The 19,660-nt window shown below is 61.5% G+C and carries 14 protein-coding genes; 10 read left to right on the top strand and 4 right to left on the bottom strand.

Annotated elements, in window-relative coordinates; genetic code table 11:
• Positions 1–66 precede the first annotated feature (66 nt).
• Complete coding sequence (locus ABD806_RS01530; protein WP_344954036.1) at positions 67–2,022, top strand: PhoX family protein; 1,956 nt, start codon at positions 67–69, stop codon at positions 2,020–2,022.
• Positions 2,023–2,028: 6 nt separating this feature from the next.
• Here the strand turns inward: ABD806_RS01530 and ABD806_RS01525 are convergent, their stop codons facing one another.
• Positions 2,029–2,517: a prolyl-tRNA synthetase associated domain-containing protein gene (locus ABD806_RS01525; protein ID WP_344954034.1), complete on the bottom strand. Its 489-nt coding sequence runs from the start codon at positions 2,515–2,517 to the stop codon at positions 2,029–2,031.
• 499 nt (positions 2,518–3,016) lie between these two features.
• Between ABD806_RS01525 and ABD806_RS01520 the strand changes: the two genes are divergently transcribed.
• Positions 3,017–4,156, top strand: coding sequence for a porin (locus tag ABD806_RS01520; protein ID WP_344954032.1), 1,140 nt, complete (start codon positions 3,017–3,019; stop codon positions 4,154–4,156).
• Positions 4,157–4,167: 11 nt separating this feature from the next.
• Positions 4,168–4,335 carry a hypothetical protein gene (locus ABD806_RS01515; RefSeq protein ID WP_344954030.1) on the top strand — a complete coding sequence of 56 codons (168 nt, stop codon included), beginning with the start codon at positions 4,168–4,170 and terminating at the stop codon, positions 4,333–4,335.
• A gap of 101 nt (positions 4,336–4,436) precedes the next feature.
• Here ABD806_RS01515 and ovoA read toward each other — a convergent pair whose 3' ends face one another.
• The gene (gene ovoA, locus ABD806_RS01510) at positions 4,437–6,551 is read right to left on the bottom strand and encodes a 5-histidylcysteine sulfoxide synthase (protein WP_344954028.1); all 2,115 of its coding nucleotides are present in this window, start codon (positions 6,549–6,551) and stop codon (positions 4,437–4,439) included.
• Positions 6,552–6,803: 252 nt separating this feature from the next.
• On the opposite strand from ovoA, the gene ABD806_RS01505 reads away from it, so the two are divergent.
• Both ABD806_RS01505 and ppnP read left to right on the top strand, forming a co-directional pair.
• Entirely contained in the window at positions 6,804–7,496 is a 693-nt protein-coding gene (locus tag ABD806_RS01505) for an aspartate/glutamate racemase family protein (RefSeq protein ID WP_344954026.1), read from the top strand.
• 71 nt (positions 7,497–7,567) lie between these two features.
• A complete protein-coding gene (gene ppnP, locus ABD806_RS01500) occupies positions 7,568–7,882 on the top strand; it encodes a pyrimidine/purine nucleoside phosphorylase (RefSeq protein WP_344954024.1) in 315 nt (104 codons plus the stop codon).
• Between the two features lie 40 nt (positions 7,883–7,922).
• Here the strand turns inward: ppnP and ABD806_RS01495 are convergent, their stop codons facing one another.
• Together ABD806_RS01495 and ABD806_RS01490 are read right to left on the bottom strand one after the other, a co-directional pair.
• Entirely contained in the window at positions 7,923–8,897 is a 975-nt protein-coding gene (locus tag ABD806_RS01495; RefSeq protein ID WP_344954022.1) for an alpha-E domain-containing protein, read from the bottom strand.
• 11 nt (positions 8,898–8,908) lie between these two features.
• Positions 8,909–10,354, bottom strand: coding sequence for a circularly permuted type 2 ATP-grasp protein (locus tag ABD806_RS01490; RefSeq protein WP_344954020.1), 1,446 nt, complete (start codon positions 10,352–10,354; stop codon positions 8,909–8,911).
• Between the two features lie 646 nt (positions 10,355–11,000).
• Here ABD806_RS01490 and ABD806_RS01485 point away from each other — a divergent pair.
• The 5 genes from ABD806_RS01485 to ABD806_RS01465 all read left to right on the top strand — a co-directional run bounded on the left by ABD806_RS01485 (position 11,001) and on the right by ABD806_RS01465 (position 19,635).
• Positions 11,001–14,330 carry a transglutaminase family protein gene (locus ABD806_RS01485; RefSeq protein WP_344954018.1) on the top strand — a complete coding sequence of 1,110 codons (3,330 nt, stop codon included), beginning with the start codon at positions 11,001–11,003 and terminating at the stop codon, positions 14,328–14,330.
• A 56-nt stretch (positions 14,331–14,386) separates the two neighbouring features.
• On the top strand, positions 14,387–16,990 hold the full coding sequence (locus ABD806_RS01480; RefSeq protein ID WP_344954016.1) for a circularly permuted type 2 ATP-grasp protein: 2,604 nt from the start codon (positions 14,387–14,389) through the stop codon (positions 16,988–16,990).
• A gap of 37 nt (positions 16,991–17,027) precedes the next feature.
• Positions 17,028–17,936 carry a transglutaminase family protein gene (locus ABD806_RS01475; protein ID WP_344954014.1) on the top strand — a complete coding sequence of 303 codons (909 nt, stop codon included), beginning with the start codon at positions 17,028–17,030 and terminating at the stop codon, positions 17,934–17,936.
• A gap of 84 nt (positions 17,937–18,020) precedes the next feature.
• Complete coding sequence (locus tag ABD806_RS01470) at positions 18,021–19,103, top strand: PQQ-dependent sugar dehydrogenase (RefSeq protein WP_344954012.1); 1,083 nt, start codon at positions 18,021–18,023, stop codon at positions 19,101–19,103.
• Between the two features lie 82 nt (positions 19,104–19,185).
• Positions 19,186–19,635 (top strand): YtoQ family protein, encoded by a 450-nt coding sequence (locus ABD806_RS01465; protein ID WP_344954010.1) that lies wholly within the window; start codon positions 19,186–19,188, stop codon positions 19,633–19,635.
• Positions 19,636–19,660 lie beyond the last annotated feature (25 nt).

The following is a 19,660-nucleotide window of genomic DNA, read 5'->3' as shown; positions in this document are numbered from 1 at the left end:
AAACTGCCATCCGCAGGCTCTAGCATGGCGGCGACCTAACCCCATGTGAGCAAAGGATAAGTTAAAATGAGCCAGTTTGAACAACGGGATGAACTGAATAATCCGCGAACCCAGGTTCCCGAGTTTACCCAGATGGTGGAACAGGGCCTGAGCCGCCGCCGCTTCCTGGGGGGCGCCGCCGCCCTGGGGGCCGCCGCCTTTTTCAGCCTGTCTCCGGTTTCCCGCGCGCTGGCCGCCGCCGGCAACAGCCCGTTGCTGGGCTTCAAGGCCGTGCCGACCAGCACCGCCGACAGGTTCATAGTGCCGGAAGGCTACCGGGCGGAGCGGCTGATCTCCTGGGGCGATCCCCTGTTCTCCGACGTGGCCGAGTTTATCAACGGCGGCGGCAACTCGGCGACCGAGCAGGCCAGCCAGTTCGGTGACAACAACGACGGCATGAGCCTGTTTATGGTGGATGACAACACCGCCATCCTGGCCGTCAATAACGAATACACCAACTACGAATTGCTGTTCCCTCCGCTGGCGCCGCCACCGGCTGCCGAAGGCGACCAGCAGGAAACCACCACTCCCGTCCGGCAACTGACCGCCGACGATGTCAAGAAAGCCCAGGCGGCGCACGGTGTCTCCGTGCTCACCCTCAAACAGCAGGCCGACGGCTGGCGCTTTGTGAAAGACGGCCGCTACAATCGCCGCATCGATGCCAATACCCCCATGTTCATCAGCGGTCCGGCCAAGGGCCATGCGCTGCTCAAGACCAAGGCCGACCCCAAGGGCGAGCGGGTACTGGGTACCTTCAACAACTGCGCCAACGGCATGACGCCCTGGGGCACCTACCTAACCTGCGAAGAAAACGTCAACGGTTATTTCGGTACCGGAGAACAGGTCGAGATCTCCCCAGCCCTGGCCCGCTACGGCGTGGGCGCGATCGATGCCGGTTATCAGTGGCACCGGTTTGACGAGCGTTTCGATCTGAGCAAAGAACCCAACGAGGCGAACCGCTTCGGCTGGGTGGTAGAAATCGATCCCAAGGATCCCGCGTCAACTCCCGTCAAGCGCACCGCCCTCGGCCGCTTCAAGCATGAAAACGCCGAGCTGGTGGTAAACAAAGACGGCCATGTGGTGGTGTATCTGGGCGACGACGAACGCGGCGAACACCTGTACCGCTTTGTCAGCGAAGGCAAATACAACCCGGATGACATGGCCGCCAACAGAGAGCTGCTGGATAACGGTACCCTCTATGTGGCCAAATTTTATGATGGTGCCACGGGCGGCATCAAGGGCAAGGGCGAATGGCTGGAGCTGACCTTCGGCAAGCACGGCCTCACCGCCGAAAACGGCTTCAACAGCCAGGCCGAAGTGCTGATCCATGCCCGCCTGGCGGCCACTCAGGTGGGCGCCACCACCATGGACAGGCCTGAGTGGGTCGCGGCTCACCCGACCGAGCCCATGGTATTCTGTACCCTCACCAACAACAAGAACCGGGGCACCAACGACCAGCAGCCGGTGGGCGGCCCCAACCCCCGCGCCGACAACCACTACGGCCAGATCCTGCGCTGGGTGCCGGCCTCGGGCAGCCACAGCGCCCGCGAATTCGACTGGGATCTGTTCGTGCTGGCCGGTAACCCGACCGTGCACCAGGACAGCCTGTACGCCGGCTCGGACAACCTCAATGCCGACAACATGTTCAATAGCCCGGACGGCATCTGTTTCGATCGGGGCGGACGCCTGTGGATCCAGACCGACGGCAACTACTCCAACGAGGGTGACTTCGCCGGCCAGGGCAACAACCAGATGCTGTGCGCCGACCCCAAGACCGGTGAACTCCGCCGTTTCCTGACCGGCCCGGTGGCCTGTGAAATCACTGGCATGGCCTTTACCCCAGATCAGAAAACCCTGTTCGTCGGCGTCCAGCACCCGGGTGAAGAGCTGGCGCCGTCTCACTTCCCCCTGGGCGGTGACAGCACCCCCCGCTCCAGCGTGATGATGATCACTCGCATAGACGGTGGCGTGATCGGTGCCTGATAGCGGTTAACCCAGCTCCGGTACGGTCAACCAGCGGGGCTGATGGCCGGTCTGTTCGGCAAAATGCAGCAGATCGGCCCGGCTCAGCAGCAGGGTGGCGGTGTTGCGCAGGGGGTGGCAATGAAAATCGTCCCCCGCGCTCAAGTCTTCGTCCAGCCACAAGGCCACCTCCCCCTGCACATCATTGATCAATGCCAACACCGACACATGGCCGGGCTCGATCCCCAGGTACCGGCTCAGCCGCTCATCGGATGCAAAGCCCAGCCGGGAAATCCCCTCCTGTACCGACAACGCCTTCAAATCCACCTGCTTGTCGGACCGGGTCAGCAACAGAAAATGCCGCCGGCCATAATTGTCCCGCAGAAACAGATTCTTGATGCGGGTGCCCGGCCGGTCCACCAGCAGGCGGTCCGCATCTGCACAGGTGAACAGGGGCGGGTGTTCGATCAATGGCGGATTGATCTGCCACAGCGCCAGCCGGGCCATAATATCCATGCTTGTTTTCCCCTGGGCCTGTTCCTTTCCCTATCTTAACCAAAGCTTCCGGCACTCGTGAATGGTTGACGGCACAGCCTGCCGCTCGCCTCGTTGATACGGCGGGCTCACGGCGGTAAATAACGGATTTTGGCGACATCTTGATTTTTTTAATATTTTTTGAACTTTTCTAAAAAACAACAATACACAGTGGTGATCCGATCTGTACTTGACTATGGTTAACGTGAAGGTGCTGTACAAAAAATAACCAAAAGTAGCAACCCAACCCGATCAAGAGGAGCAAACCAAGTTACAACTCTGACATCAGCTGCCCTGTACAACGCCTCAGAAAACACCGGCCACAACCGATATTCGGTGGCCGGTATGTGGTATTTCAGATTGCAGTGGAGAGAAGAGGAGAACAATCATGGCACATAAAAAAACACTATTGGCAACGGCTGTTGTCTGTGCGATGGCAAGCACTCCCTCTTTAGCCCAGACCGACGCCCAGGAATTACAAATGCTGAAGAGCCAGCTCGGCACCCTGCTCGAGCGGGTCGAGCAGCTTGAAGCCAAGACACAGGATGCCGAGGCGCGGGCCGAAGCCGCGGAAGCAAGGGCCGATGCCATGGGCTCGTCCATGGCCCCTGCCGCCGCCGTCAGTTCGGGTAATGACAAGATCCGGGTTTCCGTGTCCGGCCATGTCAACCGGGCGTTACTGGTCGTCGATGACGGCGAAGAAACCGATGTATACCACGTCGACAACGACAGTTCATCCACCCGGGTACGCGTAATAGGTGAAGGTGACGTCAGCCCCGCACTGACAGTGGGTACCGCCATCGAACTGCAGCTGGAGTCCAATTCATCCTTCGATGTCAGCCAGGATCGTGAGTCCGTGAGTGGCGACAGCGTTTCCGATCGTCGTCTGGAAGTCTATTTTGACCACGACCGGGCCGGTAAGCTGTGGATGGGTAAAGGCTGGACCGCCAGTGAAGACAGCTCCGAGATGGATCTGTCAGGCACCGCCCTGGCCGGCTATTCATCCACCGCCGATATAGCCGGCGGCATGAAATTCCGGGATGGTGCCGGCATGCTGACCGGCAGCACGGTGGGCGATACCTTTATCAACCTGGACGGCCTGGGGCGCAAAAACCGCCTGCGTTATGACACACCGTCATTTGCCGGTGCCAAGCTCGCGGCCAGCTCGGTGGAAGACGGCGCCTGGGATACGGCCCTGACCTATTCCGCCGACTACGGCATGGGTAGCCTGGCCAGTGCCATCGCCTATTCCGATCAGAAAAACAACAGCGGCCAGCTCAACGGCTCAGCCTCCTTCCTGCACAACAGCGGAGTCAGCCTGACCCTGGCGGCCGGGGAGCGGGACAACGTTCAGGATCCCAACTTCGTGTACGGCAAGCTGGGCTACCAGAACCAGTGGTTCACTCCAGGCACCACTGCCTTGTCGGCCGACTATCACGTGACCAACCATGCGGAACTGAGAGGCGACAAGGGTAAATCCATCGGTGTGCAGATGGTGCAGAACGTCGATGCCTGGGCGACCGAAGTCTATGTGGGTTACCGCAACTATGATCTCGAGCGTGCGGGCGCCCCGCTGGATGAGGTCGACGCGGTCATCGCCGGTGCCCGGGTCAAGTTTTAACAGGAGAATTCATGAGAATAAAAACCATCCTGGCCCTGTCGCTGATGCTATCGCTCGCTGCCTGTAACGGAACACCGGTGCGATACCACAGTGACAGGGAAATCCCCGAAGGGCCGGGCCTGTTAAGCGGCCCCGATGGCGTCTTCGGCCATGCGCCGGCCGACACCGGAGGGAAATAGTTAATCCAGATGCGGCTTGGCCGTATCAATAACGAAAACGGTGGGCGCCATGGGGCATTTGTCAATGCACCAAGGGCGCCCACCCTTTGCCATGTCCCCCCTTATTTCAACTTCCAGACAGTCATTTCGGCGATCGTATGCTGAAACTTGCGCCGGGTCTCGCGGATCACAAGGGGAAGATCGAGTACATCCACCAGCTCGAACCGGCAATCCAGGATGCACTTGAGGCCATCCAGCGTGGTGAAGTTTTCGCCGTTGATCTTGATGCCGCCCAGCCACTTCTCTTTGGGCGTGTACTGCGTCAGCCAGGTATAGGGCGACGTCAGTACCAGATATCCGCCTTCATTGAGCCGCTCGTGCACCTGGCCCAGAAACAGTGCCGGATCATAGAGCCGATCAATCAGGTTGCCGCAGAAGATAAGATCATAGCCGGTAAAGCAGGGCTTGAGGTTGCAGGCGTCGCCCTGCACAAAGTTGACCCTGTGTTCCAGCCCGTCGTAGCCCAGATCCACCAGGCTGGCCTCCCTGAATTCCACCAGCTCCCCTTCGGCGGGAATGGCATAACGGGTCTGGCCGGTTTCCTTGAGTTGGAAGCCGTGCTGGATAAAGCGGGCGGAAAAATCGATGCCGTCCACCTGCGCAAAGGTACGCGCCAACTCCAGGCTGGCACGACCGACCGAGCAGCCCAGATCCAATGCCCTGGCCTTGTTGAGATCGGGGATCAATGCCAGCAGGGTATCGACACAGGCCACCGGATAGTTGGCCACCCCGAAGTACTGGGCGCCGTAGTGGAATTCCAGATACTGGGCGACCAGTTCATCGGTTTCATAGCTGTTGACTGGCTCCACGGGTACCTCGTCTGAGTCGGATTCAACATAGCGGAACCCCGCATGTTGGAAAAAATGCCGCCTGAACGCATAGCGGGAATGACGGGTGGCTTCGTTGCCGGTGGAGATCCAGGAGCCGCCCTTGAACACATTATGGCGGCCATCGAAGGTCGGGGTTGAGAAATCATCATACAAGGGATGCACCTCGAAGCCGGGGAAGCCGTCGATCGGGGTTTCGGTCCACTGCCACACATTGCCCAGCAGATCGTAAATGCCGTCCACTTCGAAGCGGTTGACCGGGCAGGGAGAGGCGTAATGCTCCAGGTTCACATTGCCCGGGGCCCGGAGCCAGTCGGGCTGATCCTGCTTCAGCCGCTGCCGCAGCAGGGTCCATTCGGCCTCGGTCGGCAGCCGCACAAAGGTGCCGCTCTGTTCCGCCTTCCAGTGGCAGAATGCCTTGGCTTCCAGATAATTGACCTCCACCGGCCAGTCATGGGGCAAGGGGACCTGCTGCAACAGGTTGCGTTGATAATACTCTCCGTGGTGCCGACACCAGAAACGGGGCATGGTCGCCTTGCTATACGCCAGCCAGCGGGCGCCCTCCTCGGTCCAGAGTTCCGGCCTGCGGTAGCCGCCCGCCTCCACAAAGGCCAGAAACTCTCCATTTGACACCAGATAACGGGCCACCCTGAATGGCTGGATCTCCACCGTTTTCCGGCCGTATTCATTATCCCAGCCGTAGGTATTGGCATCGGCCGGCTTACCCAGGGTGAGGCTGTCCCCGGCCACCGCCAACAGCCCGTTTGCCGGGGCGGGGCCGGTGTCGGGACAGGCCGTCCACAGCGGATGCGGCCGCAGGTACTGCAACGGCAGCATGCGCATAATCACGGATGACGTTTCCAGGTGAATACGCTCGTGTTCTATGCCCATCAGCACCACCCAGGCGGGTGAATCCGGGGTGATGGGCAGGCTCAGGGGCATCTGGCTTATCACCTCGTCAACCCGCTGCCGTACCCGCCGCCGGTAGCTGCGGGTCTGGGCCACCGTCGGCCAGTCGTAGTGGGCACTGTCGAGATCGTCCCAGGACATCTCGTCCACACCGATGGCAAACATGGACTCCAGCCGCTCGTCCAGCCGCTCGGTGACATACCTGCCCAGCATCAGCTTGTTGATAAAAAATACCGCGGTATGGCCGAAGTAGAAGATCAGCGGGTGGCGCAGCGGCTCGGCCCGGATATAAAAAGCCTCGTCACCGCTGAGGCAATCGAACAAGGCCTCGTAAAGATCGCAAGTCTGGTGGAAATAGCGACGCAGCTCTTCCCGTTTGGCGTCGACCGAGGTGCCGGTCAACAGGGGGGTCTTGGTCACTATCCGGGCAAGCTGTTCCATATGCACATCCCTGATATCCGCTGATATAAAAATAAACTACCGTGCCCCGGTGCCGATTTGAAGAGAAAAAATGCGGCCGTGGATGAGGCCGAACAGGGCCGGACCGCCGCTATTATCTTCTCTCATCCTCAGCCGCCCTCGTGAACGCATGCGATAAATCGGGAATACCGGCTTGTTTTTTCCGGTTTTGCCCCAAGGCTTATTATCACATTCACGCGGTGCCGATGGTCGGTACCGACAGAGGGCAAAACAATGAAAACCATAGGTTTACTCGGCGGCATGAGCTGGGAAAGCACCGGCCATTATTACAAACTGCTCAACGAAGGCGTCAAGGCGGCCAGAGGCGGTCTGCACTCGGCTCCCATCGCCATGATCAGTGTCGACTTCGATCCCCTGGCCAGATGGATGCAGGAGGACGACTGGGATGCCGTCAGCCGCCAGCTGTGCCGGGCGGCAAAGCAGGTGGAAGCAGCCGGGGCCGACTTCCTGATGCTGGGCACCAACACCATGCACAAGGTGGCCGACGATATCGCCGCCGCCATCGATATCCCCCTGCTGCATCTGATCGACGTCACCGCCGAGGCGATCAAGGCCCAGGGTCTGACCTCGGTAGGCCTGCTCGGCACCCGCACCACCATGACGGACCCCTTTTATGCCAACCGGCTGGCGGCCCATGGCCTGAGCGTAGTTGTGCCAACACCGGCGGCCCAGGACCGGCTCAACCGCATTATTTTTGAAGAGCTGTGCCTGGGCAACTTCACCGACCCGTCACGCCGGGAACTGCTCTATATGATGGCCGAGCTCAAGCAGGCCGGAGCCGAAGGCATAGTGGAAGGTTGCACCGAAATCGGCATGCTGGTGGAGCCCTCCCATACCCGGCTGCCGCTGTTCGATACCACCCGCATCCATGCCCAGGCGGCAGTCCGGCTGGCACTGGGCGATTAAAAAATCGGTTTCAGCCGGCAGGCTTTGTGCTATAAACGGAGCCCGTTTTTCGCATCAATACAGGAAGTATCATGACTCAATTCGACAACGTTACCGTCATCAAGAAAGCCAACGTCTACGACGGTGGCAAAGTCACCAGCCGGGTTGTTAAGTTTGCCGACGGCAGCCGCAAGACCTTAGGGATCATGCTGCCCGGCGAATACACCTTCGACACCGCCGCCGCCGAACTGATGGAAATCCTCGACGGTGAACTGGACGTGCAGCTGCCCGGCAGCGAAGACTGGCAGGCCGTCAAGGGCGGCGAGTCCTTCAATGTGCCCGCCAACGCCATCTTCAAACTGAAGGTCCACAGCCTGGTCGACTACTGCTGCTCTTATTTCGATTGAGCAACCTGCCGGCCCCCGCATGGGGCCGGAATCCAAGGCGTCAGCTTTGCTTCTGCTCCTGCACCTGTGAGTCAACGCACTCGAAAGAGGTGAACCAGCTGTGGCCGATCTCCCCGTGCAGCTCATTCAGGTCAATCTGGACCCGATCGATAAAAGCATTCAGTAGGTCCGGCTCTCTGGCCAGCTCGTTGACCCGGGCCCCGGTCACATGGGCCAGGCAACGCTTGGCGGCGGTCAGGGCGGGGGCATGCCGGGGCAGCTCTCTGAGCTTGTTGGACAGCCGCCACAGGCAACAGGCCACGGCTCTGGGGAAACGCTTGTCCTGCAGCAAGAAACGCAGCACATCCGGGCCCTTGACGCCCAGCTTGACCTGCTGGCGGTACATCTGATAGCCGGTGAGTGATTTCAGCACGCTCATCCACTGTAATGTTTCAAACGGCATGATTTCTTCGGTGCCGCGTGGCAGCAGGTTCGCCGAGCGTACATCTATGATGCGGGTGGTCATATCCGCCCGTTCAAGCTGCTGCCCCAAGGTCAGAAATGTACGCACCTGGGTATGGCTCAGGGTGCCGGCGATCATGCCGTTGACCGTTTCGCAGCTGCGGATCACCCCGTTGAGAAAGGCATCGCGATTGCGCGGTATGCTCCCCCGCCCCACCTGCTTGCAAACCGAGATGTAGAGCTGGTTGACCTCTTCCCAGACGCTGGGGGGCATCACATCGCGGGTGCTGCGCAGCGCCTCCCTGGTCGCGGCCAGGGAGGAAATAATGGCGCCGGGATAGCGCCGGTCACCACAGAGAAAGCACAGCACACTGGTTTCATCATGTTGGCTGTAATGGGTGTTAAACAGCGCCTCACTGCCGGTGATGGTCACCAGGGAAGACCAGCCCAGGCCGGACGCCTTGGGGAAATCCAGCAGCAGATGACTGTTCACGCTGATCAGCCTTGCCGTATCTTCCACCCGCTCCAGATAGCGGGCCAGCCAGTAGATATTCTCGGCCACTCGCGACAACATGCCTCGCCTCCCTACACATCCACAATCCAGGTGTCCTTGCTGCCCCCGCCCTGGGAAGAATTCACCACCAGCGAGCCCTTGTTCAAGGCAACCCGGGTCAGCCCACCCATGGTGACATAGGTGCTCTCTCCCGAGAGGATAAATGGCCGCAAGTCCACATGGCGGGGCTCCATGCCCCGCTCACACAGGGTCGGCGAGGTCGACAGGGTCAGGGTCGGCTGCGCCATATAGTTTCTCGGATTAGCCTTGATCAGATTGGCAAAGGCTGCCCGTTCTTCCCGGCTGGCGTGCGGCCCGATCAACATGCCATAGCCGCCCGATTCATTGGCCGGTTTCACCACCAGCTGGTCGAGGTTGGCCAGCACGTAATTACGATCCTCTTCGAACAGACACAGATAGCTGGGCACATTGGGTAACAAGGGCTCTTGGCCCAGGTAATAGCGGATGATGTCCGGCACGAAGGCATAGATCACCTTGTCGTCGGCCACACCGGCCCCCGGGGCGTTGGCCAACGCCACCTTGCCGCCGCGCCAGGCACGCATCAGCCCGGGCACCCCGAGCGTGGAATCGGGGCGAAACACCTCGGGATCCAGGAACAGATCGTCGATGCGTCGGTAAATCACATCCACCCGCTTCAGCCCATCCACGGTGCGCATATAGACACAGTCATCATCCAATACCACCAGATCAGAGCCTTCCACCAGCTCGACCCCCATCTGCTGGGCCAGGTAGGAGTGCTCAAAATAGGCCGAATTGTAGATCCCCGGGGTCAGCACCACTATCTGCGGCTCGTCCCCCGCGCGCGGCGACATGGACGCCAGCATGTCATAAAGTTGCGCGGTATAGTCATCGAGGGGCTGGATGCGTCCGGTGGCAAAGAGTTCGGGCAATACCCGTTTGGTGACATTACGATTTTCCAGCATATAGGACACCCCGGAGGGCACCCGCAGGTTGTCTTCCAGCACATAGAGGGTGCCGTCCCCGTCGCGCACCAGATCCGAGCCACAGATATGGGCCCATACCCGGTGCGGCGGGCGGATGCCCACACACTGGGGCCGGAAGTTGGCCGACTGGGCCAGCACCTCGGCCGGCAAGACCCCATCCCTGACGATGCGCTGCTCCTGATAGAGATCATCGATAAACAGGTTCAGCGCCTGCACCCGCTGTTTCAGGCCGGCTTCGGTGGTTCGCCACTCCGGCAACGGCATCACCCGCGGCACTATATCGAACGGCCAGGCCCGGTCGATCATGCTGCCTTCGCTGTAAACCGTAAAGGTGATGCCCATGGCCTGGATCACCACCTCGGCGGCGGCCTTGTGCTCGGCCAGCTCATCGGAGTCGAGCTCCGCCAGATACTCGCACAGCATTTTCGCGGCCGGACGAGGATCGCCGGAAGTCGCAATCAGCTCGTCGTAAAATCGATCGCCGGCATAGTCATGCCAGTTCAGTTTGCTCATCGCCTGGTTTCCTGGGTTGCTTAAGGCATGGCTCTTTCCCCGGCTGCGCTCGCCCCTGGCACCCCAACTGCTGTGCCATATACTGCAGCTTAGCCCTAGGGTGTGTTCCGTTACTGCGGCTGAGGCTGTGCCGCGTCGTGGCAAGACGCGCACCACGCAGTGTGGTGGGCCCAAATCAGTGGTAAGCAACGCCGCAACGGGGCGGCACGGCCTCAGCCCTTCGGGTCATGGCCCAACAGGGCGCGCCCTGCGTTAGCAGCCTGACCGTAGGCCCACTATGCCTTGCGCCTGCTGCCTTGCGCGTGCCCTGTTGGGGCGGCGATGACATCATGAGCAGTATCGGAACACACCCTCATACTTATCAGTTAAGCGTAAAACGAGATTAATGACTTTCCCACCGACTACCCTAAAGTCTGCATTCGATCTGGTCCTTGCAGCACAATGAGGCACCGTTATTCAGGCATGGTGGCCTAGCCCCGATATCAAACAGTTAAGAGGAAAGGTCGCCGACTTCACCCTGCCGTCGCAGCTTACAAATCAATCATACCGTCGCGGACAAATCCGACTATAAAGGTATGGATGGCATCGCCATTACCACCCCAATCCAGGTGAACAGCATTCACGTACTTTAGCCGGATCCGGAACCATGACTATTCGCGTTGCACTGAAGCATTCAACCCGCTACGAGTTTGACCAAGCCGTGACCCTGTCACCCCATCTGATCCGCTTGCGGCCGGCCCCCCATTGCCGGACTCCGATCGATGCCTACTCGTTGAAGGTCTCCGGCGGCGACTACTTTATCAACTGGCAGCAGGATCCCTTCGGCAATCACTTGGCCCGTCTGGTGTTTCGGGAAAAATTGTCCCGTCTGCAGGTGGACGTGGAGCTGATAGTCCCCCTGACGGTGATCAATCCCTTCGACTTCTTTCCGGAACAGTACGCCGAGTCTTTTCCATTTCATTATCCAGACGCCCTGAAAAAGGATTTGGCGCCCTATCTCGAGCTGGCCGAGTCGGGTCCCTTGCTGAAGGCCTGGCTCGGGGGCGTGTCCAACACACCACAGCGGGTGGTGGATTTCCTGGTAAGCCTGAATCGGCGGCTCGAGCAAGACATTGACTACAGCATCCGCCTGGAAGTCGGGGTACAGACCGCCGAAGAGACCCTGGAAAAACGTCGGGGCTCGTGCCGCGACACCGCCTGGTTGCTGGTGCAGATCCTGCGCCACCTGGGGCTGGCGGCCCGTTTTGTGTCCGGCTATCTCATCCAGCTTACCGCCGATGTGAAGGCGCTGGACGGCCCTTCCGGCACCGAGGTGGATTTCACCGATCTCCATGCCTGGACCGAGGTCTATATACCCGGTGCCGGCTGGATTGGCCTGGACCCGACCTCGGGCCTCTTTGCCGGCGAAGGACACCTGCCCCTGGCCGCCACCCCCGACCCCTCGGGCGCGGCCCCCATCACCGGCTTCACCGACCCCTGCGAGGTGGACTTCAGTGTCGAGATGAGCGTGACCCGCATCCATGAAGACCCGCGGGTGACCAAGCCCTACACGGACGCCCAATGGCAGGAAATCCATGCCCTGGGCGAGCGGGTCGATCAACGGCTCCAGGCGCAGGATCTGCGCCTGACCATGGGCGGTGAACCCACCTTCGTCTCGATTGACGACATGGAATCCCCGGAATGGACCCTGGCCGCCCTGGGGGACCACAAGCGCCGCCTGGCGGAAGTGCTGCTCCGGCGCCTGCGCCCCCACTTCGCGCCCGGTGGCCTGCTCCACTATCAGCAGGGCAAATGGTATCCGGGCGAGCCGTTACCCCGCTGGGAGCTGGCCTGCTACTGGCGCAAGGACGGCCTGCCCGTGTGGCGCGACTACGCACTGCTGGCCGACGTCGAACGGGAGTATGGCATCACCACAGGACAGGCACGGCAGTTTGCCGAGGCGCTGACCCATCGCCTGGGGGTCGGCAGCCGCTGGCTGATCCCCTGCTATGAGGACGCCTACTACTACCTGTGGCTGGAGCGCCAGCAACCGGTGGATATCGACCTACGGGGCGAGGATCTGAAAGACGAAGACAACCGTCGTCGCCTGGTCCGGCTGCTTGAGCGCGGACTGGACGAGATCACCGGCTTCGCCCTGCCCCTGGGGCGGGATCTGCGCCGTAACTGCTGGCGCTCCGGTTGCTGGCCGGTACGACGGGAGCAGTTGTATCTGATCCCGGGGGATTCCCCCATGGGATTACGCCTGCCGCTCTCCGCCCTGCCGCTGGCCGGGCGGGACGAGCAGCCGCAGCCCGCCTCCCTATTCGAGCCCCGACCGCCCCTGCCCGACCTGCATGGCGAGGTGGCCAGCCGCTACAGCGCCTGGCAACAGCAACGCCTGGATGGCCACCATCGGCAGACGCCGGGCCAGGAGTGGCAGGAACAGAGCCTGGACAGCCAGCCGGGCATCATCCATACCGCGCTCTGTATCGAGCCCCGCGACGGCAAGCTGTTCGTGTTCATGCCCCCGCTGGCCAAGCTGGAGGACTACCTGGAGCTGCTGGCCTGTATCGAGCAGACCGCCTCCGGGCTGGCCATGCCTGTCTGTATAGAGGGCTATGCCCCCCCATCCGATCCGCGCCTGGAAAAATTCATGATCACCCCGGATCCGGGGGTGATCGAGGTGAACATCATGCCGGCGCACAGCTGGCGCGAGCTGGTCGACCATACCCAGCGCCTGTATGAGGAAGCTCGGCAGTCTCGGCTGGGTACGGAAAAGTTCATGCTCGACGGCCGCCATACCGGCACCGGCGGCGGCAATCATGTTACCCTGGGCGGGGAAACCCCGGCGGATTCCCCCTTCCTGCGCCGTCCCGATCTGCTGGCCAGCATGCTCACCTACTGGCAGCACCACCCCAGCCTGTCCTATCTGTTCACCGGCTTGTTCATGGGACCGACCAGCCAAGCGCCGCGTATCGACGAAGCCCGCCACGAGGCCCTCTACGAACTGGAAATCGCCCTACAACAGATGCCGGCGGGAGAAGTACCGCAACCCTGGATGGTGGATCGGCTGCTGCGCAACCTGCTTACCGACATCACCGGCAACACCCACAGGGCCGAATTCTGTATCGACAAGCTGTACTCGCCGGACAGCCCCCGCGGCCGACTTGGCCTGGTCGAACTGCGCAGCTTTGAAATGCCGCCGCACGCGCGCATGAGCCTGATGCAGCAGCTGCTGATCCGCGCCCTGGTGGCCCGCTTTGCCGCCGCTCCTTACCGCAAGCCCCTGGTGCGCTGGGGCACCGGGCTGCATGATCGTTGGCTGCTGCCCCACTATCTGTGGGCCGATCTGCTGGATGTACTAGGGGATCTGCGCCGTCATGGACTGAATTTCAAACCGCAATGGTTCTCCCCTTTCCTGGAATTCCGCTTCCCGCTGTATGGCCAGGTGTGCTACGACCAGGTGCAGATTGAGCTACGCCAGGCCATTGAGCCCTGGCACGTGCTGGGCGAGGAGGTCAGGGGCGGTGGCACGGCTCGTTATGTGGACTCCTCGGTAGAGCGCCTGCAGGTGCGAGTGTTCGGCTACAATCCGGCCCGCCATGTACTGACCTGCAATGGCCGGCGGGTACCGTTGCAGCCCACGGAAACCACTGGCGAAGCGGTGGCCGGGGTCCGTTACCGCGCCTGGCAGCCGCCCTCCGCCCTGCACCCACTGATCCCGGTGCAGGCCCCGCTGGTGTTCGATCTTGTCGATAGCTGGCATCTGCGCTCCCTGGGCGGCTGTACCTATCATGTGGTACACCCGGCCGGCCTCAGCTATGAACGCTTCCCGGTCAACGCCAATGAGGCCGAGGCCCGCCGACTGAGCCGCTTCTGGGCTCAGGGCCATACCCAGGGTCCGCTCAGCATTCCGCCGGAAACCCCGCCCGGGGAATATCCCCACACCCTGGATTTGCGTCGTTACCACCTCCCTGGCGACGATGCTGACATATAATTTCATACACTCATGTTCAGTGCTGGCGGCATTGGTCAGCCATAAGGGTAATCCGGATGATAGATCCCCACAGTCTCAGCGCCGAAATTCAGGCCCTGCTGGCCGACTATGCCGGTAAACTCCAGCCCCCTGCCCATGACCAGATGGTCAGCCGGGATGGGCAGATCCCTGCCCACTGGCAGCCGGTACTCGACGAGCTCGGTCAGCTGGGTATGGACGCCTTGCTGGGCCGCAGTGAAGAAGCGCAGGACCTGCTCCACGAAAACGGCGTGACCTTCAACACCTATGAGGATGACCCGGGCAAGCTGCGCTCCTGGCAACTGGATTGCCTGCCCTTCGTCATCGGCACCGAAGAATGGCGACAACTGGAAGTGGGGCTTGCCCAGCGGGCCCGCCTGCTGGAGGTCCTGGTAGAGGATCTCTATGGCGAGCGGCAAACGATACATGAGGGCCTGCTGCCGCCGGAGCTTATCTACACCCACCCCAGTTTTCTGTTTCCCGCAACCGACGTCCCCCCGGCGCAGACGCGCCCCCGGGTGATATTTTCCGGCACCGACCTGATCCGCAATGCCGACGGCCAATGGCAGGTGCTGGGTGACTGGACTCAGTCCCCTGCCGGCACCGGCTATGCCCTGGAAAACCGCATCACCCTGGCCCGCGCCCTGCCCAACCTCTACCGAGAAGCACCGCTCAAGCGGCTGGCCGGTTTCCTGCAGGCCCAGCATCGCTGCCTGGCCGCCCTGTGCAACGGTCCGCGGGAACAACCCAACATAGTACTGCTCTCTCCCGGCCCCGGCAGCCCGGGGTATTTTGAACATGCCTGGTTGGCCAACTATATGAACTTTTCCCTGGTAGAAGGGGCCGATCTGGTGGTCCGCGACGGCCAGGTAGCCATGCGCACCCTGGGCGGCCTCCAGCAGGTAGACGTTATCCTGCGCCAGATCAACGACCCCTGGTGCGATCCTCTGGAGCTGCGCGGGGATTCCCTGCTGGGTGTGCCCGGGCTGATGCAGGCCGCGCGCAACGGGGAGGTGGAAATTGCCAATGGGCTGGGTACCGGTATTCTCGAGCATCCAGCCCTGGCCCTGTTCCTGCCGCAACTGTGCCGACACCTGTTGGGCGAGGAGCTGTTGCTGCAGGGCCTCGCCATCCTCTGGTGTGGCCAGCCCGAGCACCTCAAGCAGGTGCTGGCAGAAACCGGCCGTTGGCTGCTGCACGATATCCGAGCGCCGGCCATCCTGATCAAGCCGGAAACCCTGTCCAGCCAGGAACAGAAGGCGCTCTATCAGCGCATCGGTAAGCAGCCCTACCTGTTTGTGGCCAGGGCCCGTCCATGTACCGCCACCGCCCCCGTATTCGACACCAACACCCGCCGGCTCGTCCCCCGGCCAGTCAACCTGCGCCTGTTCAGCCTGGTTGAGCCGGAGGATGTCAAGAAAGCACCGCTGGCGCGGCAATACCGTATCATGCCGGGCGGACTGGCCTGGGTCGGGGATGCCGGCACGCCGCTGATGGAAAGCCGTATCGTCAAAGATATCTGGGTACTGGCGCCGGTACCCCAGCCCCATATCAGCCTGCTGCGCCAGGCCCACGGCCCCATAGTGGTGACCCGGGACGGCATGGATCTGCCTTCCCGGGTGGCGGACAGCCTGTTCTGGATCGGACGTTACGGCGAACGGCTGGATATCCGCTCCCGGCTGTTGCGCGAGGCCTTCGCCTGCCTGCTGCAGGAAGACCTGAAAGAGACGGAAGCCAGCCTGCTACCGGATCTGTTCACGGCACTGGAGCTGACCTATCCGAAAGCGGAAGACATGACCGCTCCGGTCCGGGAGCAGGACAACGGCAACCACTACAAGCGAGGATACATCCTCTTGCGCAACCGCCTGCTGGCGCTGTTTGCCGAGGATCATCCGGATGGCCTGCCCTGGTTGTTCAGCCATGTCCTGCGCAACTGCCGGGCGGTGCGCGATCATCTGGGCGATGATGCCTGGCGCACCGTGAACAGCCTGCGGCAAAAATTCAACGACATGCCCCAATCCCAAGGCGCGGCGGGAGGGCAGCGCCATCTGGAGGGTGTTGTCACCGATCTGGCGGCTTTCTTCGGCCTGTGCAACGAAACTATGCCCCACCATTATGGCTGGCGCTTTCTCGATCTCGGCCGTTTTATCGAGCGCATCCTCTGTACCCTGGCACTGCTCAAGCTGGCGCTACTGACGGCGCGCCGTCCGGGAATCCCGCTGTGGGAAGTGGTGCTGGCCACCACCGACAACTTCACCGTTTACCGCCGCCGCTACCGCTCACAGCTGCACCCCGCGGCCATCCTGGACCTGTTGCTGTTCGATGAAACCAATCCCCGCTCCGTGGGCTATATGCTCAGGCGCCTGGAGCGCCAGATAGAACACCTGCCCAAGCTGGATAACAGCCCCTATCGCAATCAGGAAACCCGCCTCGTCATTCAGGCCAGCAGCGCCCTGCACCTGACCGACATCAACCTGCTGACCAACCTGGCGTGTTCGGAAGATGCCCAGCAAGCCCTGAGCAGCCTGCTCGATCAGCTGATATCCCCGCTGTCGGAGCTGTCCAATGCCGTTTCCCACAGTCATTTCAGCCATGTTGAGGCGCCGAGGCAACTGGTGACCATGCAGAGTCCCCTGCCATGATGCGCCCTTATCCCCATCTTCTGCAGGCAGCCACCTTATGAAGTATCAACTGCGCCATACCACCCGCTACGGCTACTCGGGAGCCGTGACCCTGAGCCACAATGAGGCCCGCCTGCAACCGAGGGAGCTGCCCTGGCAGCAGAGCAGGCAGATGCGGCTGGAGATCTCCCCCCTGCCGGCACGCCTGCGCGCCCGGCGCGACTTTTTTGGCAATCACGTCAGCTATTTCTCCATTCAGGAGCTGCATACCAGCCTGGAAGTGATCGCCACCAGCCGGATCACCACCTCCTCCCGCCCCCAGCCGGATCCGGCCCGGCCGACCCCCTGGGAAACGGCGGCCAATATAGGCGCGCCCGGCAAGCTGCAAGCGCCTCCCACCGCCGTGGCGGATGAGCTGGAAGCCCGCCTGTTCAGGCTGGATTCGGATTTTATCCGCCAGGATCCGGCCCTGGCCAACTATGCCCGCGACAGCTTCACTGCCAGACGCCCCTTGGTGGAGGCGGTGCTTGCCTTCAATCAGCAGTTGTTTACCGAATTTGCCTATGATCCCGAACACACCACCATCGCTACCCCCATTCTGGATGTGCTGCAAAGCCGCCGGGGGGTCTGCCAGGATTTCGCTCATCTGGCCATCGGTTGTCTGCGTTCGCTCGGGCTGGCGGCGCGCTATGTCAGCGGCTATCTGGAAACCCTGCCGCCGCCGGGAAAACCCAAGCTGCAGGGGGTCGATGCCACCCACGCCTGGCTGGCGGTCTTTATCCCGGGCTGGGGCTGGCTGGAAATCGATCCCACCAACGGCAGCCTGCCGGACCAGCGTTATATCATCCTCGGCTGGGGACGGGACTTCGCCGATGTAACCCCGCTCAAAGGCGTGATGCACGGCGGCGGCAACGATCATCCCGAGGTTGCCGTCGACGTCATCCCCTTGTGCGAGGACGACCAGTAGGCGGGCTTTCCCCGACTTCCTCACCACGGCTATAGTGAATGACATGAGTCGTTAACCGCTTATGCACACCACGGGTAGATCCTTATGCGCATCCTCTTCAGCCTGCTCCTGCTGCTCTGCCTGAATACCTTCGCCCAGGACTACCGGGTGGAAGTGGTCGCCGACCACTTGTCCCATCCCTGGGGCTGGGTCGAGCTGCCTAATGGCGACATGCTGGTCAGCGAACGGGGCGGCCGGCTGTGGCGCATCAGTCCAGACTGGGCCCGCGCCGAGGTGACCGGACTGCCCAGGATCGCCGTCGGCGGCCAGGGCGGCCTGATGGACCTGGCCCTGCACCCGGACTTTGCCAATCACCCCTGGATCTATTTCAGCTATAGCCAGCCGGGTCCGGGTGGCGCCGGTACCGCCGTGGCCCGTGCCAAGCTGGTCGAAAACCGCCTGATCAGCCGGAAACTGCTGTTTGCCCAGCACCCCAAGCTCAGTGGCAGAGGCCATTTTGGCTCGCGGCTGGCCTTCGACAAGGACGGCTTCCTGTTTATCACCACCGGCGAACGCGTCCATGCCCGCAACCAGGCCCAACAGCTGGATAATCACCTGGGCAAGATAATCCGGCTGCACGACGATGGCCGGGTGCCGGAGGATAACCCGTTCGTCAATCAGGTGGGCGCCCTGCCGGAGATCTGGAGCTACGGCCATCGCAACATACAGGGCGCGGCCATCCATCCCCAGAGCGGGACCCTGTGGATCAATGAGCATGGCCCCAGGGGCGGTGACGAGGTCAACCTTATCAAGAAAGGCGCCAACTACGGCTGGCCGCTGGTGACCTTCGGCGAAGACTACAGCGGCGGCAAGATCGGCCTCGGCAGCCGTATGGCCGGCATGGAGGATGCCCTGTGGGTCTGGGTGCCCTCGATCGCCCCCTCGGGCATGCTGTTTTATACCGGTGAGCTGTTCCCCCAGTGGCGTGGCCAGCTGTTTATCGGCGCCCTCACCGGCCGCAAGCTGGTGCGTCTGACCCTGGACGGCGACACCATAGTCCAGGAAAACCATCTGCTGACCGAACTCGGCGCCCGGATCCGCACCGTCGGCCAGGGACATGACGGCGCCCTCTATGTACTGACCGATGAAGAGAATGGCCGGCTGCTGAGGCTGGTACCGGCGCAATAGGCTGAACTTTTTGAAAGTTTGAGTTACCCTGTTAAAACTGTTTAAATTGACAAGTTAAATTGTAAACAATAACGAGGGTTTCATGTCTCAAAAAATATGGCAAATCTATCTCTCCGGCGAGATCCACAGCGACTGGCGCGAGCGCATCATCACCGGTGCCCGGGAGCGTAACCTGCCGGTCAGCTTCAGCTCGGCGGTAACCGATCACGATGCCAGCGACATGGTCGGGGTGAATATCCTAGGCCAGGAAGAAGATCCTTTCTGGCGCGATCGCAAGGCGTCTGGCATCAACAGCATCCGCACCTCGACCAGCATCAGGCTGGCCGATCTGGTGGTGGTGCGTTTCGGGCCCAAATACAAACAATGGAATGCCGCCTTCGATGCGGGTTTTGCCGTGGCATCGGGCAAGCCCATCATCACCTTGCACGACGCCGAGCACGATCACGCGCTGAAGGAAGTGGACGAAGCCGCCAAGGCCACCTGCCGCCATCCGGAGCAGGTGGTGGAGATCCTCTCCTACCTGGTTTCCTGACACCTGCGGGAGCCGGACACCGGCT

This window comes from Zobellella aerophila, from assembly GCF_039539325.1.
In the GTDB taxonomy this organism is placed as follows: Bacteria; Pseudomonadota; Gammaproteobacteria; order Enterobacterales; family Aeromonadaceae; genus Oceanimonas; species Oceanimonas aerophila.
The sequence above is the reverse complement of the archived record's forward strand: the minus strand, read 5'-3'. Positions and strand labels throughout refer to the sequence as shown.

What these genes read in the sequence shown, in the direction of transcription:
- ABD806_RS01515 (WP_344954030.1), top strand. Translation starts at nt 4,168, where the DNA reads ATGAGAATAAAAACCATCCTGGCCCTGTCGCTGATGCTATCGCTCGCT.
- ABD806_RS01485 (WP_344954018.1), top strand. Translation starts at nt 11,001, where the DNA reads ATGACTATTCGCGTTGCACTGAAGCATTCAACCCGCTACGAGTTTGAC.
- ABD806_RS01475 (WP_344954014.1), top strand. Translation starts at nt 17,028, where the DNA reads ATGAAGTATCAACTGCGCCATACCACCCGCTACGGCTACTCGGGAGCC.
- ABD806_RS01520 (WP_344954032.1), top strand. Translation starts at nt 3,017, where the DNA reads ATGCTGAAGAGCCAGCTCGGCACCCTGCTCGAGCGGGTCGAGCAGCTT.
- ppnP (WP_344954024.1), top strand. Translation starts at nt 7,568, where the DNA reads ATGACTCAATTCGACAACGTTACCGTCATCAAGAAAGCCAACGTCTAC.
- ABD806_RS01470 (WP_344954012.1), top strand. Translation starts at nt 18,021, where the DNA reads ATGCGCATCCTCTTCAGCCTGCTCCTGCTGCTCTGCCTGAATACCTTC.
- ABD806_RS01505 (WP_344954026.1), top strand. Translation starts at nt 6,804, where the DNA reads ATGAAAACCATAGGTTTACTCGGCGGCATGAGCTGGGAAAGCACCGGC.
- ovoA (WP_344954028.1), bottom strand. Translation starts at nt 6,551, where the DNA reads ATGGAACAGCTTGCCCGGATAGTGACCAAGACCCCCCTGTTGACCGGC.
- ABD806_RS01490 (WP_344954020.1), bottom strand. Translation starts at nt 10,354, where the DNA reads ATGAGCAAACTGAACTGGCATGACTATGCCGGCGATCGATTTTACGAC.
- ABD806_RS01465 (WP_344954010.1), top strand. Translation starts at nt 19,186, where the DNA reads ATGTCTCAAAAAATATGGCAAATCTATCTCTCCGGCGAGATCCACAGC.
- ABD806_RS01530 (WP_344954036.1), top strand. Translation starts at nt 67, where the DNA reads ATGAGCCAGTTTGAACAACGGGATGAACTGAATAATCCGCGAACCCAG.
- ABD806_RS01525 (WP_344954034.1), bottom strand. Translation starts at nt 2,517, where the DNA reads ATGGATATTATGGCCCGGCTGGCGCTGTGGCAGATCAATCCGCCATTG.
- ABD806_RS01495 (WP_344954022.1), bottom strand. Translation starts at nt 8,897, where the DNA reads ATGTTGTCGCGAGTGGCCGAGAATATCTACTGGCTGGCCCGCTATCTG.
- ABD806_RS01480 (WP_344954016.1), top strand. Translation starts at nt 14,387, where the DNA reads ATGATAGATCCCCACAGTCTCAGCGCCGAAATTCAGGCCCTGCTGGCC.